Below are 13,033 nucleotides of genomic sequence, written 5' to 3' on the forward strand. Positions count from 1 at the left end.
CTCAGCCCTTGTTGGCGCCGAGGGTCAGGCCGCTGACGAACTGGCGCTGGAGCGCGAAGTACACGATCAGCGTCGGGATCGCGGTGAGCAGGGCGCCCGCCGCCACCAGGTTGGGGTCGGTGAAGTACTGCCCGGAGAGGTTGTTCAGGGCCGAGGTGATCGGCATGTTCTCCCCGGTCGAGATGAGGACGATGGCCCAGAAGAAGTCGTTGTAGATCCAGATGGACAGCAGCGTGGCCAGGGCCGCCATCGCCGGTTTGCACAGCGGCAGCACGATCTGCCAGTACATCCGCCACACCGAGGCGCCGTCGACCAGGGCGGCCTCGGTGAGTTCGTCCGGAAGCATGCGCATGTAGTTGCTCAGCACGAAGGCGCAGAACCCCGACTGGAACGCCACGTGGATGAGCACCAGGCCGAGCGCGGAGTCGTAGAGCTTGCCGCTCGCCGTGATGCCGGGCAGGTCGACGAGCAGGTACATCCGGTACAGCGGGGTGATGATGACCTGCTGGGGCAGCAGGTTGCCCGCGGTGAACACCAGCAGCAGGAACACGTTGAGCCGGAAGTCGAAGCGGCTGACGTAGAACGCGACCATCGACGACAGCAGCAGCGTCAGCAGCACGGCCGGGACCGCGATGACGAGCGTGTTGACGAAGTAGTGCGTCATGTCGGACTGCTGGAACGCGTTCTTGAAGTTGTCGAGGCTCAGCGTGTCCGGCCAGGACACGTATCCCTTCTCGCTGGTCTCCCCGTACGGGCGCAGGGCCGCGAACATCGCCCACAGCAGCGGGGCGAGCCAGGCCAGCGACGTGACGACGAGGAACACGTGCAGCAGGACACGGGCCGGGCGGACCGGGGGCCGGGGCCGCTGCCGGTCGAGCGCGGCGGTCGGGGTGCTCATGCGCGCCGCTCCTTCCGGAAGGTCGCGATCAGGTACGGGATGATGACCGCGAGGGAGATGACCAGCAGGACGACGGCGATCGCGGAGCCGTAGCCGATCCGGCTGGACTCACCGATGATGTTGTTGGTGATCAGGATCGACAGCAACTCGGTGCCCTGGGCGCCCTTGTTGAAGACGAAGACCAGGTCGAAGGCGCGCAGCGCCTCGATGATCGTGACGACGAGGACGACGGTGTTGGTGGGCCGCAGCGTCGGGAAGATGACGCTCTTGAACGTCTGCCACTCGTTCGCGCCGTCGAGTGCCGAGGCCTCGCGCAGCGAGGGGTCGACGCCCTTCAGGCCGGCCAGGTAGAGGATCATCATGTAGCCGGTGTGCCGCCAGGACGCGGCGATGAGCACGGCCCACAGGTTGAGGTGCGGGTCGCCGATCCAGTCGATGTAGTGGCCGGGCTTGTTGGCCCCCACGAGGCTGTTGATCAGGCCCGTGTCGGGGTTGTAGACGAGCTGCCAGACGAAGCCGGTGACGGCCAGCGAGACGACGACCGGGAGGAAGAACGCCGTCTGGTAGACGCGGCTGAACCGGATCCGCTTGTCGAGCTGCACCGCGAGGAACAGGCCCATCGGGGTCGGGACCAGGATGAGCACGACGAACCAGATGATGTTGTGCTGGACGGCGGGCCAGAACTGCGGGTTGTTGGTGAACAGCTCCCGGAAGTTGTCCAGGCCCACCCACTTGATGGAGTCGAAGCCGATGCCGTCCCAGGTGGTGAAGGCGAGGGCGATCGAGGCGAAGGCGGTGACCCAGACGAGGGCCACGTGCAGGACCGTGGGCACGCCCGCCATGAGGGCGAGCGTGATGCGGTCACGGCGGGTCAGCAGACGCCGGCGCCCTCGCGGGGCCGCCTTCTGCTCGTGCGCGGGCCCCGGAGGCGGCACGGCGGCGGCCTCCGGGGTCTTCGTGTCGGTCTCGGCGGTCATGCGGAGGCGAAGATCGTCTTCTTCTGGCGCTCGATCGAGGACAGCAGACCGTCGACGCCCTTGGGGTTCTGGAGGAACTTCTGCAGACCGGGCTGCATCACCGTCGAGGTGAAGTCCGGGCGGGAGTCGCGGTCCATGAACTGGGTGAGGCTCTTGGCGCCGCTGATCATCTCGTAGGCCTTCTTCTGCAGCGCGCTGTACGAGGAGGTGTCGGCCTTGGAGGAGGCGGCGACCACGCTGGAGTCGGCCTTGAGGTAGATCTGCTCGGCGGCGGGAGTCCCGAGGTACTCGAGGAGCTTGACGACTCCGCTGTGGTTCTTCGGGGCCTTGCTGACCATGAAGCCGTCGGTGGGCGCCTCCACCGTGTCCTGCCCGTAGGCCGGGTTCATCTCGGGGAAGGCGAAGAAGTCGAGGTCGTCGAGGTCGGCCTTGTTCGTGAACTGCTGGGCCACGAAGGAGCCGAGGAGGTACATGCCCGCCTTCTTGGCCACCATGGTCTGGGCCGCGTCCTGCCAGGTGCGGCCCATGAAGCCGTCCTGGTGGTACGGGAGCAGCTCGGCCCAGTGGTCGAAGACGGCCTTGACCTTCGGGTCGGTCCAGGAGGCCTTGCCGCCCATCAGCTCGACGTGGAAGTCGTAGCCGTTGAGGCGGAAGTTGATCTGGTCGAAGGTGCCCATCGCCGGCCAGGCGTCCTTGTCGGCGAACGCGATCGGGACGAGGCCGTCCTTCTTCATCTTCTTGCAGAGGGCGACCAACTGGTCCCAGGTGGTGGGGACTTCGTAGCCGTGCTGCTGGAAGACGCTCTTGCGGTAGAAGATCGCCCAGGGATACGTGTAGAGGGGCACGAAGTAGTACTTGCCGTCCTGGCCCTTGCTGAGCTTCTTCATGGCGTCCGGGAAGTTGCCGCCGATCTTGTCCCACACGTCGTCGATGGGCGAGGCGAGCTTCTTGGACGCGAAGAACTGCATGCGGTAGCCGGCGAACCAGTTGAACACGTCGTCCGGGGTGCCCTGGAGGTAGGAGTTGATCTGCTCCTGGAAGGTGTTGTGGTCCTTCGTGTTCACGTCGACCGTGAGGCCGGACTGCTTCTTGAACGCCGCGTAGATCTCGGCGAAGGCCTTCTTCGGCACCGCGTCCGAGGCGTTGGAGCCGAGCGTGACCGTCTTGGGGTCGGCCGAGCTGCCGCTGTCACCGCAGGCGCTGAGCAGGGGTATGCCGGCGCCGAGCGCTGCCGCGCCGCCGATTCCTCGGAGCAGCGTGCGGCGGCTGGGAGTCGGGGCGGACGAACCCGGGAGGTGAAGGTGCATGACGGCTCCTGTGGGCAGGGTTCGGTCAGGGAGGACGACCGGCCCGGAGGCCGGAAAATCGATCAAAAACCAACTCGACCGAACAACGTGGGCGTAATGACAGCCGGATGTCACCATCGTCGTCAAGACCCCGCACCTCACGTGCCCGAAACGTGACCGACACACCTGGACGTCAACCACTCTAACGGTCAAGGAAGTTGTCGACTTCCCCAACGAAGGTGACCATAAGTCAACAGCGGCGGACGGGAATTGGACACAGCCGGGCCCTGGACCCGGGCCGCCACGCCCTCCGCAGCCACCCGCCCAAAAGCCGCCCCGGCGACTCCCCACCCGTCCACCCCGAGCCGCCGACCCGCTCCCCCGGTCCGCCCGCGACCGGCCATCGGCCGCTCCGCGCCCACCGGCCCGAACGGAAAAACCTCGACGCGCCGCAAACCGCACATATTCACGCGAGGGCGGAGGTCCGTGATCCCCGAGGGGGCCACGTCCCCGGATCATGGTCCGAGGTGACCATACTGGGAAGGCACACCACACCCCACCAGCAAAGTGACTCATGCCGAAGTCCTCCACAGACCGTCCCACCGCGCCGGACACCGTCTGGCTGGCCGCCGGGCGCCACACCGGCCCCGCCCCGCAGAACGCTGTCCGGGAGCATCTGCGGTCACTGAAGAACAGCGAGCGGATCCAGGACTTCCTGGAGACGGAGAGCGCCTCGACACCGGGCGGTCACGTCTTCGAGGCCCGCTGGTTCGTCGCCGACGGCGTCACGGTCCGGGCACGGCTCGTCACCGACGGGCGCGAGGAGGTGGACGGCGACCGGCACTGGACGCTGGCGGCCGAGGCCGAGCGGCCCTGGGAGCTGGCGTGGGCCTCCCCCGCCGACGTGTTCTGGCCCGCCGGGAGCCACATCGCCTGGGACCGCGACGCCGCGGCCGGCCTTCTGCTGCAGGACATCAACCCGCTGCCGAAGGACGACGCGGCGCTGCGCCGGCTGATCAAGGACAGCGGACGGCAGAGCTGGAGCATCAACGTCGTCGTCCACGAGGCCATGACGCCCGACCGCGACGGGCTGGTCCCCCTGGTCCGGCGGCTGCCGCCGGGACTGCGGCACCGCGTCGTGGAGCACCGCGCCACGCCGGAGCAGTACCACGCGGTCAACTGGGCCCTCGGTGATCTCGCCGCGTCCGTACCGCGCGGCGGGGCCGTCATCCTCTCCGGCACACCGGCGCGGCTCGGCTACGACCAGGAGGACTTCAGCGTACGGAGCGTCTTCCTCGACGGCTCCGAACCGACGGAGCTCCTGGACAAGGTGCTGCGCTTCGCCGCGCTGCCCTGGCCGCTGCCCGACGACGCGGCCGCCGCCCTGACCGAGCTCCGTGAGGACTGGCGTCTGCTGACGCTGGAGGAGGAGCTGGCCAAGGCGCGGGCGCAGGCCGCCTCCTACGCCGAGGCCCTCGACGCCATGACGACGTCACGCGACCTGTACCGCGAGGCGACCGAGCTGGCCCACGCGGCGCTCGCCGAGATGGAGGAGTTCCGTGACGCGGCGTCCGCCGTCCGCGCCGCCGCCGAAGGGCAGGAGAGGAACCCCCTGACGAAGACCCTGCAGCGGGTCTCCGACACGCTGCGCGCCCGGCGCGCACCCCGGGTCGAGGCGCAGCTCCAGGAGGCGCGTGAGAGCGTGCACCGGGCCCGCGAGTCCGGCTGAGCGGGCGGGCCCCTGCCCGGGCGGGGCCCGGCGACAGGTCCTCAGCCTCGTCGAACCCGCGCGATCTCCGCGGAGGTCCTTCAGCCTCGCCAGATGTTGGCGAAGGCCGCCTTCTCGATGGACCGCCGCTGACGGACGGCCTCCAGCTCCATCACCGCGTCGTGCACGGCGACGAGCACGGTCGTGACGCCCTCGTCGACCACGGCCGGCGTGTCCTCGGGCTGCTCGACGGGAATCCCGACGACCTCCGCCAGGGCGAGGAGGACGGGCTCGTCGGCCGCCCAGCGGTGCAGGGCACGGGTGCGGGCCGGCGAGTCCGCCAGTTCCATGCGCTCCCCCTTGAGCGACAGCCGGCCCCGCTTCTGCCGGACGAGCTGCCCCGACTGTTCGAGGTCGCTCTGGTAGGCCCCCGCCAGGTCCCTGCCCCGGCGCCAGAGCCAGTCCTCGACCCGCTCGTACGGCGCGTCGTGGCTGAGCTTCGCCGCCGCCTCGTCCAGCAGCCGGTCGTCCGTCGCGGCGCCGGACTTCGGCACCATCAGGTCGCCCTCCAGCACGAGAGCCCCGGCGCCGACGAGATCGATCACCTCGGCCCCGGCGAGGGCGAGCGACAGATCCCCCTGTCCCACCGGACGGTCCGACTCCCTGTCCATCGTGATGACGAACAAGTCCCTGGCCGTGGTCACGAACGGCTCCCCTCGGAGTTCTGCGCCCGGCGCGACCCTCACGCATCGGTTCCCGTCGTCCGCGCCCCACCGTCCGCCGGCGATCCGGTCGCCGGGGAAGGGCACGTCACAGTCGTGATCGTAACGCCAGGGAGGTCCGGGAGCCGTGAGCCGCGGGCCGGACGGGCAGGTCGGCGGGGCGCCGTACGGGGACCCCTTCCCGGCCGCGGCGCCGCAGGGGGCGCCGGACCCGCAGGCCCGGGCCGCCTGCGGCGGTGTCCGCCGGGACAGCGGGGTCCCGCACACGCGCCCGGCCCGGCCCACGCGGACGCGTGAGCCGGGCCGGATGTGTTCCCCCGACGCCCGTCAGCCCTGGCGGGCCTTGAGACGCGGGTTCTTCTTGTTCACGACGAAGACCACGCCCCGCCTGCGCACCACCTGGGCGCCGGGCTTGGACTTCAGGGAGCGAAGTGAATTGCGTACCTTCATGGTCGGACTCTCCTCCTGCCGAACGCGACGGACTCTGGACTCAGGTCCGGTTCGCCGCGGCGCGGCCGTAGCGGCGCTCGAAGCGCTCCACCCGGCCGGCGGTGTCCAGGACCCGTGAGGTCCCGGTGTAGAACGGGTGGCTCGCCGACGAGGTCTCGACGTCGATGACGGGGTAGACCACGCCGTCCTCCCACTCGATCGTCTTCGCCGAGTCCGCGGTCGAGCGCGTCAGGAACGCGACGTCCGCGGCACGGTCCCGGAAGACGACCGGACGGGATACGGGATGAATGTCGGTCCTCATGGGGTTCCCTCCTCGATGGCGGCAGGTCGGTCCCTACGGACGTCGGCCACCCCTGCCGGGCGTGGCCGACGTGCGGTCAGCGCTCCTCGCGGAACGCGACGTGCCTGCCCGCCTGCGGGTCGTACTTGCGCAGGACGAGCCTGTCGGGGTCGTTCCCGCGGTTCTTGCGCGTCACGTACGTGGCGCCGGTGCCGGCCGTCGACCTCAGCGTGACGACGGGGCGTGCGGTGCTGCGTGCCATGAGGTCCTCCTTCGCCCACCATGCACGAGCCTTGACTCGCGCATGCCAATCAGTTACGTGAGCTGTAACAGCGCACCCCGCGTCCGCATTCCCGACGCGCGTCGGGGCTCTCGAAACGGACGAAACCGGACGTCGGGCACCGGGCACCGGGCACACGCGATCGCCCGCGATCGCCCGCGCGCGGAGCCTCAGCCTTCGCGCAGGACGCCGGCGAGGACCGAGTTCACCATCCGGCGGACGGCCTCCGCATCGGGCCTCGCGTCCTCCCTGCCCGCGAAGAGGAGGTGGCCCGTCCCGATCAGGGTGAGCGCGAGCGTGTCGGTGTCCGCTTCGGGCGCGATACGGCCCAGATCGCGCTCGGCGCGCAGATAGGAGGCGATCATGGCGCCGGCCTCCGTCAGCACGGGCAGCCCCACGGGAGTGGTGAGCCGCAGCCGGGCACGCAGCGCGTCCCGGGCGGCGACGAGACCCAGCATGCCGAGGGCGAGGGGACCGAACACGTCGGCCAGCGCGGCGGTCAGCCGGTCGGCCACGGCGGCCGTTCCGGCTGTCTCGCGCAGGACGCCCGCCTGTTCACCGATGAGAGCGATCCGGTCCCGCACCAACTCCGCGAGGAAGTCGTCGAAGTCGGCGAAATGCCGGTGCAGGACACCCTTGGCGCAACCCGCCTCGGCCGTCACCGCACGGCTGGTCAGCGCGTTCGGCCCCTCACGCAGCAGGATCCGCTCGGCCGCGGCGAAGAGCTGCTCACGGGCGTCGCGCAAGGCCACTCCGGTCGGCATGAATACGTCCACCTTCCTGTTCCGGGCGGGTGCGCCCACTCCGCCGCCATGCCCGTCCCCGTCATGGCCGCCCTGTCCGTGATGGTCGGCCGCCCCCTGCGCCGAGGTCCGGGGACGGCTCCCCGCCTCGTTCTCACCGGACGCGCCCGGCCGGTCCGGACGCCCCGTTCGACCGTTGACGAGTGGGCATGCGCCCACTCATAGTGGGCGCATGCCCACTGTACCGGCGGGAGAGCCGCTCCCCTCACCGCGAGAACCGCACGAGCACAGGTCGACGGCGGAGTCCTTCGGTTCGGACGCCGAGCGCTACGACCGGGTGCGGCCCGGTTATCCCGAGGCCTTGGTGCGGCGGATCGTCAGAGGCAGTCCCGGCCGCGACGTGCTCGATGTGGGATGCGGCACCGGGATCGCCGCCCGGCAGTTCCGTGCCGCGGGATGCGCCGTCCTCGGGGTCGAGCCGGACGGGCGGATGGCCGAGGTGGCCCGGCGGCTCGGCACGGAGGTCGAGGTGTCGGCGTTCGAGGCGTGGGAGCCCGCCGGGCGGCGGTTCGACGCCGTCGTCGCCGCGCAGTCCTGGCACTGGGTCGATCCGGTCGCGGGAGCGGCGGGTGCCGCCGGGGTGCTGCGGCCCGGCGGTCGGTTCGCCGCGTTCTGGCATGTGTTCGGTCCGCCGGCCGAGGTGGCGGAGGCGACCGCGACGGCCTGTCGGGCGATGCCCGACTCGCCCTTCGACTTCGCGGCGATGGCCCGGCCGTCCACGGACCCCTACCGGCCCGTGCTCGACCGGACCCGGGACGGGCTTCACGAGGCCGGCGGCTTCGGTGAGCCGGAGGAGTGGAGCTTCGCCTGGGAACGGTCGTACACCCGGGATGCATGGCTCGACGTCCTTCCCACCCAGGGCACGCTCACCCGGCTCCCGGCACACGCCCTGACGGGTGTCCTGGCCGAGGTGGGCTCCGCGATCGACGCGATGGGAGGCCACTTCACCCTGCGGTTCACGACCGTGGCGATCTCGGCGGTACGGACGGACGACCGGCCGGACCGGCCGGCGTCCCGGGCAGCGGCGGGGCGGGGCGGCGGACGCCCGGCCCGGCCGTAAAGGACTGCTGCGCGCTCCCCTTCGGGGTCCTGCCGAACGGGACGTTCGACAGTGACGGTTTCCAAGGGCTGTGGCCACCAGGGCAGTTCATGCTCGCGACGTACGGGTCCGCACTGGCCCATCCGAACGGGCTGCTGGTGCTGTTCACCGTGCGGCTGCCTGCGGCGGCCTGGATGCTTCTGATCGCGAGGACCGCACGCCGTCGCCGTCCGGACGTCCCAGGGCGACGGCGTGAACGGTCGCGGCCGCTCAGGAGGGCTTGGTGGCCGTGACCGGAGTGGCGGTCACCGTGTCGTCGCATTCGGCCACCACGCCGTCGTCGAGGGCGACCTGGTGCGCTCCGGCACCGGGAAGGCCCACCACGAGGGTCGGATAGGTGGCGGGGTCGGCCCCGGACGCGCAGTATCCGTCGCCCTCGCCCTGGACCTGCTTGAACGTCAGCTTGATCCAGGCCTTCCCGCCGGGGGCGAGGACCACCCGGGCCGCTGTACCGGTCGGGGTCACCGCGAGCGGACGGCCCTTGTCCGGGGAGCCGTTGGCCGCGCCCGCCACGGTCGGATGTCCCTGGAGGGAGCACGACGCGCCGGACGTGTTGGTGAACTCGACGACCGCCGCGCCCGTTCCGGTCCCGTCCGGCCGGACATCGGCCTGACGCATGGACGTTTCCAGCGCCTCCGCGGCGCAGGGCGCGGCCGCCGGGGCCGAGGAGGCACCGCCCGAACCGGGCTTCCCGGAGGGGGTGTGCGAGGACGGCGCGCCCGAAGGTCCCGCACCGCCCGTGGGTGCCGAGGAAGCGGCGGACGGCGCGGACGGCACCGAACCGGTCCCGTCGTCGCCCGGCTGGCAGGCCGTCATGAGAAGTGCGGCGGCCGAAACGGCCGCCGTCGCCAGAGCGGCCCTGCGGGCGGCCGACCCGTACCGCGTCCCGTTGAGCATGGAGTCCCCCGATGAGTTGGTCGAGTGCCGGTCACTCACCGGCACCCGTCGCTACAGAGTGCGCAGGGGCCGCCGGAGGTTCGCGTCCGGACGGCCCTGTGACGCGACGGTGACGCGACGGGCACGGACCCGGACGCCGTCCGGACGAGGACAGCCCCGCGACCGCGCGCCCGTACGACCCCGAACGGCACTCCTACGGCCTTCGCGCCCCCGTCTCACGAGGCCGTTCCGTCGAACTGGAAGCGGAAGGCGATCAGGCCGTCGGTGCTGCCGCCCTCCGCCGTGAGCGACGCCGCGGAACGGTCGAGCCGCCCCGTGAACGTGGTGCCCGAGGCGAGTGCGTGCGGATAGCCGCCGGGCAGCTCGCCGAGGTCGGAGCGGCAGGGGACCACCGGGCTGGGCCAGTTGAGGAGGTTGAGGGCGATCGCCTGCTGGGTGTGCGGGTCGGTGAGCCGGGCGTCGAGTTCGCCGTCGGACCAGTCGATGTCCCAGTACGTGAGCAAGAGACGGGGATCGCGTGGGTTGCCGGCCAGGTCCTGGGAGGACGTCGTGCTGACGGCCGAGGACCAGAAGGACACGGCGCCGGCCCGGGAGGGATCGCCCGCCGCGAACAGCATCGAGAACGGGTTGGCCTCGGTCTCGTCCCCGCCGGTCCGCGGACCGCTCAGGTTCAATGTGCTGTTCATGGAGTAGGTCCTGCTGCCGGCGAGCCTCCGGGAGCCGTCCGCGGCGCAGTAGTCGTAGACGTCCACGGAGATGTCGGCGGTGCCGCTGTACTCCGTGCCCCACAGGGCCGACGCGTCCGACGCGTCGGCCCGCACGGTCTCTTCGTCCGAGGGCTCGGTGACCGGCTCCTCCGTCGGCGTCGGCGTGTCCGTCGGCTCCTCGACCACCGTGGGCGTCGGATCGGCCGTCGAGGCGGCCGGCGTCGGCGGGCTCGACGAGGAGCCGCTCACGGCGGCTGTCGAGGCGGCGTCCGACGGGGTGCCGTCGCTCCCGCATCCGGACAGCGTCACCCACAAGAGTGCCAGGCAGAGTGCCGGGACCAGTCGCGTCCGGGCTCTCCCGCCCGTCCTTCGTCCATGCGTCACGGCAGGCATGACCTTCCCCTCCCCCACACACCGGGACGCTCCCCCACGAACACCCCTGACCGGGGACATTACGCTGCGCGGTCTGACGCTCACGCCCCGGAAAGGCCGTTCGTTACCGATTCGTGCCGGACGTCCGTGATCGTCCCCCACCGGTCGCGCGGCCGGACGACCGCCTGACCACTCCGACCGAAAGCACCACCCAGGGCCCGTGGTGATCCCGCACGCGACGGTCACGACGGGCCCTGGCGAACCGTCCCGCGAGGCGGCTGGTGCACCATGGTCGGCGACCGGGCCGGACGGCGGCCGGTCGGCGGGCCGGGAGGGTGGCGATGGGGCGAGATCGGGGCCGGGTCCTCGTCGTCGACGACGACGCGGCGATACGGCGTTCACTGGAGCGCGGCCTGCGCCTGGGCGGGTTCACCGTGGACCTCGCCGACGGCGGCAGATCCGCACTGGAGGTGCTCCGGCGGACGCCGCCCGACGCGATCGTGCTGGACATCTCGATGCCGGACCTCAGCGGCATCGACGTCTGCCGGACGCTGCGCGGCGAGGACAACGACGTGCCGGTCCTCATGCTCTCCGCGCTCGACGAGACCGCCGACCGGATCGCGGGGCTGCAGGCGGGCGGCGACGACTACCTCGTGAAGCCGTTCGCCCTCCAGGAACTGGTGCTGCGTCTGGAGGCTCTCCTGCGGCGCAGACCGCCGAAGGACACCGACACCGTCCGGGTCGGCGGTCTGTCACTGGATCCCGCGGCCCGGGAGGTCAGCCTCGACGGCCGCCGACTCGACCTGACCCGGCGGGAGTTCGAGCTGCTGCACGTCCTCGCGCTCAACACCGGCATCGTGTTGGGCCGGGACCAGCTCCTCGACCGGGTCTGGGGCTACGACTTCGACGTGCGCAGCGACGCGGTGGACACGTTCGTGAGCTATCTGCGGCGCAAACTGGAGACGGCGGGCCGCGCCCGGATCATCCACACCGTGCGGGGCGTGGGGTTCGTGCTGCGCGACGACGGACCGGAGGCCGGACGATGAGGCTGTCCACCCGTATCGCGCTGGCCGTCGGCCTGACCGTGCCGCTCCTGGTGCTGGCGACGGGCTGGCTGCTGCTGCGGCTGGTCGCGACGGACCTGCACCACCAGCAGGACACCCACCTGCGGGAGAGCGCGGCGGCGGTGGCGAAGGACGCCCGCGGGCTGCTGCGGGCGAGTGCCGCCGACCGGTCGGCGGCGGTCGAACGCGCCCGTGAGCGGCGGCTGTTCACCTCGGCCCTGGATGTCGGCGTCCGGCTGGTCGGCCCCGAGGAGACGTTCACCGGCGGCCCTCAGCCGGACCAGGCGGTACCGCTGCCCGCGAGCGCGCCGGCGCCGGTCACCCTGCGGGACGGCGGGGACACCTGGCGGATCCTGTCGACGCGGGTGGCCGTCGGCCGGGCCGGTGCGCGCGGAACCCTCTGGCTGTTCGCCCCCGACACCGCGAGCGACACCCAACTCCGCCTGGTGCGCAGGCGCGTGGTGACCGTGGCCCTGTTCGCCGCGCCGTTGTCCGGGCTGCTGGCCGGGGCGGTCGCGGGGCGGGCGAGCCGTCCGCTGCGGCGGCTGCGGGACGGCGCGAACGGCCTGGACCCGCGGACCAGCACGGCCCGTCTGGACCACACGCCGACGCGGATCGTGGAGGTCGACGACCTCGCCCACACGCTCCAGAGGGTCCTCAGCCGCTACGACGAGCAGGCCGCGCGCACGGCGGAGGCGCTGGCCACGGCGCGTTCGTTCGCGTCCGCCGCCGCGCACGAACTGCGCACCCCCCTGATGAGCATGCAGACCAATCTGGAGATCCTGAGCGACCACCCGCGCCTCCCCGGGCCGGACCGCGAGGAGGTCCTGGACGACCTGCGGCGTGAACACGCCCGGCTGCTGGGCCTGTTGGTCATGCTCCGCGAGCTGGGCCGCGGGGACCTGGTCGAGGCGGACGCCTTCGGCCCGGTCGACCTCGCGGACGTCGTCGAGGCGAGCGCGCGGGAACAGCGGCACCGCCACCCGCTCGCCCACCTCACCGGCGACCTGCCGCCGGGACTGCGCGTGTACGGCTGGGAGCCGGGGCTGCGGACGGTGGTCGACAATCTCCTCGCCAACGCGCTGGTGCACGGCAGCGTGGACGGACGGCCCGCGCGGGTCGACGTGACGCTGCGCGCGAGCGGCGGCGACGCCGTCCTCGTCGTCACCGACCGGGGCCCCGGCATCGCCCCGGAACGCCGGGCCGAGGTGTTCGAGCGGTTCAGGCGCCGCCCGGACAGCCCCGGTTCGGGCCTCGGCCTCACCCTCGTGGCCCAGCAGATCGACCTGCACCGGGGCCTGGTCCGTATCGTCGAGCCGCCCGCCGGTACCGGTGCCCGGTTCGAGGTGGTCCTCCCGCTCGTCGACGGCGCGGCGGAGACGGAGGCGACGCTCCCCCTCCAGCGGAACTGGATGATCACGACCGCCGGTGACCGGCCACAAGAATTCCACAAAGAGGACTCCTAGCGTGCCCGGGGAGCGGACAACCAC

At 71.6% G+C, this 13,033-nt stretch carries 14 protein-coding genes; 4 read left to right on the forward strand and 10 right to left on the reverse strand.

Annotation, left to right across the window (positions count from 1 at the left end; genetic code table 11):
- Position 1: 1 nt before the first annotated feature.
- From OG406_RS05930 to OG406_RS05940, 3 genes are read right to left on the reverse strand one after another with little or no spacing between them, the layout of a single operon-like run.
- Positions 2-898: a carbohydrate ABC transporter permease gene (locus OG406_RS05930; RefSeq protein WP_164372237.1), complete on the reverse strand. Its 897-nt coding sequence runs from the start codon at positions 896-898 to the stop codon at positions 2-4.
- Entirely contained in the window at positions 895-1,875 is a 981-nt protein-coding gene (locus tag OG406_RS05935; protein ID WP_164372236.1) for a carbohydrate ABC transporter permease, read from the reverse strand. The genes OG406_RS05930 and OG406_RS05935 overlap by 4 nt, the downstream gene beginning before the upstream one ends.
- Positions 1,872-3,182: an ABC transporter substrate-binding protein gene (locus OG406_RS05940; protein ID WP_267049274.1), complete on the reverse strand. Its 1,311-nt coding sequence runs from the start codon at positions 3,180-3,182 to the stop codon at positions 1,872-1,874. Before OG406_RS05940 ends, OG406_RS05935 begins: the two co-directional genes overlap by 4 nt.
- 553 nt (positions 3,183-3,735) lie before the next feature.
- Between OG406_RS05940 and OG406_RS05945 the strand changes: the two genes are divergently transcribed.
- Positions 3,736-4,890, forward strand: coding sequence for a hypothetical protein (locus OG406_RS05945; RefSeq protein WP_267049273.1), 1,155 nt, complete (start codon positions 3,736-3,738; stop codon positions 4,888-4,890).
- Between the two features lie 80 nt (positions 4,891-4,970).
- On the opposite strand, the gene OG406_RS05950 is transcribed toward OG406_RS05945, so the two are convergent.
- The 5 genes from OG406_RS05950 to OG406_RS05970 all read right to left on the reverse strand — a co-directional run bounded on the left by OG406_RS05950 (position 4,971) and on the right by OG406_RS05970 (position 7,365).
- Positions 4,971-5,573 (reverse strand): GOLPH3/VPS74 family protein, encoded by a 603-nt coding sequence (locus OG406_RS05950; protein WP_164372234.1) that lies wholly within the window; start codon positions 5,571-5,573, stop codon positions 4,971-4,973.
- Between the two features lie 345 nt (positions 5,574-5,918).
- The gene (gene ykgO / locus OG406_RS05955; protein WP_081220789.1) at positions 5,919-6,041 is read right to left on the reverse strand and encodes a type B 50S ribosomal protein L36; all 123 of its coding nucleotides are present in this window, start codon (positions 6,039-6,041) and stop codon (positions 5,919-5,921) included.
- Between the two features lie 40 nt (positions 6,042-6,081).
- On the reverse strand, positions 6,082-6,342 hold the full coding sequence (locus OG406_RS05960; RefSeq protein ID WP_164372233.1) for a type B 50S ribosomal protein L31: 261 nt from the start codon (positions 6,340-6,342) through the stop codon (positions 6,082-6,084).
- A 76-nt stretch (positions 6,343-6,418) separates the two neighbouring features.
- Positions 6,419-6,583: a 50S ribosomal protein L33 gene (gene rpmG, locus OG406_RS05965; RefSeq protein ID WP_164372232.1), complete on the reverse strand. Its 165-nt coding sequence runs from the start codon at positions 6,581-6,583 to the stop codon at positions 6,419-6,421.
- Between the two features lie 188 nt (positions 6,584-6,771).
- On the reverse strand, positions 6,772-7,365 hold the full coding sequence (locus tag OG406_RS05970) for a TetR/AcrR family transcriptional regulator (RefSeq protein ID WP_329184508.1): 594 nt from the start codon (positions 7,363-7,365) through the stop codon (positions 6,772-6,774).
- 211 nt (positions 7,366-7,576) lie between these two features.
- Here OG406_RS05970 and OG406_RS05975 point away from each other — a divergent pair, with 211 nt between their 5' ends.
- The gene (locus OG406_RS05975) at positions 7,577-8,464 is read left to right on the forward strand and encodes a class I SAM-dependent methyltransferase (RefSeq protein WP_329184510.1); all 888 of its coding nucleotides are present in this window, start codon (positions 7,577-7,579) and stop codon (positions 8,462-8,464) included.
- A gap of 249 nt (positions 8,465-8,713) precedes the next feature.
- Here OG406_RS05975 and OG406_RS05980 read toward each other — a convergent pair whose 3' ends face one another.
- Positions 8,714-9,400, reverse strand: coding sequence for a DUF4232 domain-containing protein (locus OG406_RS05980; RefSeq protein WP_329184512.1), 687 nt, complete (start codon positions 9,398-9,400; stop codon positions 8,714-8,716).
- Between the two features lie 215 nt (positions 9,401-9,615).
- Positions 9,616-10,416 carry a hypothetical protein gene (locus OG406_RS05985; protein ID WP_267049268.1) on the reverse strand — a complete coding sequence of 267 codons (801 nt, stop codon included), beginning with the start codon at positions 10,414-10,416 and terminating at the stop codon, positions 9,616-9,618.
- A 404-nt stretch (positions 10,417-10,820) separates the two neighbouring features.
- On the opposite strand from OG406_RS05985, the gene OG406_RS05990 reads away from it, so the two are divergent.
- A complete protein-coding gene (locus OG406_RS05990; RefSeq protein ID WP_203660203.1) occupies positions 10,821-11,525 on the forward strand; it encodes a response regulator transcription factor in 705 nt (234 codons plus the stop codon).
- The gene (locus OG406_RS05995; protein ID WP_329184515.1) at positions 11,522-13,009 is read left to right on the forward strand and encodes a sensor histidine kinase; all 1,488 of its coding nucleotides are present in this window, start codon (positions 11,522-11,524) and stop codon (positions 13,007-13,009) included. The genes OG406_RS05990 and OG406_RS05995 overlap by 4 nt, the downstream gene beginning before the upstream one ends.
- Positions 13,010-13,033 lie beyond the last annotated feature (24 nt).

Origin of the sequence: Streptomyces sp. NBC_01428, from assembly GCF_036231965.1 — a bacterium.
Lineage (GTDB): Bacteria > Actinomycetota > Actinomycetes > Streptomycetales > Streptomycetaceae > Streptomyces.

Excerpts from the sequence above, each read along its gene's own strand:
- OG406_RS05930 (WP_164372237.1), bottom strand. The coding sequence starts at position 898 with ATGAGCACCCCGACCGCCGCGCTCGACCGGCAGCGGCCCCGGCCCCCG.
- OG406_RS05935 (WP_164372236.1), bottom strand. The coding sequence starts at position 1,875 with ATGACCGCCGAGACCGACACGAAGACCCCGGAGGCCGCCGCCGTGCCG.
- OG406_RS05940 (WP_267049274.1), bottom strand. The coding sequence starts at position 3,182 with ATGCACCTTCACCTCCCGGGTTCGTCCGCCCCGACTCCCAGCCGCCGC.
- OG406_RS05945 (WP_267049273.1), top strand. The coding sequence starts at position 3,736 with ATGCCGAAGTCCTCCACAGACCGTCCCACCGCGCCGGACACCGTCTGG.
- ykgO (WP_081220789.1), bottom strand. The coding sequence starts at position 6,041 with ATGAAGGTACGCAATTCACTTCGCTCCCTGAAGTCCAAGCCCGGCGCC.
- OG406_RS05960 (WP_164372233.1), bottom strand. The coding sequence starts at position 6,342 with ATGAGGACCGACATTCATCCCGTATCCCGTCCGGTCGTCTTCCGGGAC.
- rpmG (WP_164372232.1), bottom strand. The coding sequence starts at position 6,583 with ATGGCACGCAGCACCGCACGCCCCGTCGTCACGCTGAGGTCGACGGCC.
- OG406_RS05970 (WP_329184508.1), bottom strand. The coding sequence starts at position 7,365 with ATGCCGACCGGAGTGGCCTTGCGCGACGCCCGTGAGCAGCTCTTCGCC.
- OG406_RS05975 (WP_329184510.1), top strand. The coding sequence starts at position 7,577 with ATGCCCACTGTACCGGCGGGAGAGCCGCTCCCCTCACCGCGAGAACCG.
- OG406_RS05980 (WP_329184512.1), bottom strand. The coding sequence starts at position 9,400 with ATGCTCAACGGGACGCGGTACGGGTCGGCCGCCCGCAGGGCCGCTCTG.
- OG406_RS05990 (WP_203660203.1), top strand. The coding sequence starts at position 10,821 with ATGGGGCGAGATCGGGGCCGGGTCCTCGTCGTCGACGACGACGCGGCG.
- OG406_RS05995 (WP_329184515.1), top strand. The coding sequence starts at position 11,522 with ATGAGGCTGTCCACCCGTATCGCGCTGGCCGTCGGCCTGACCGTGCCG.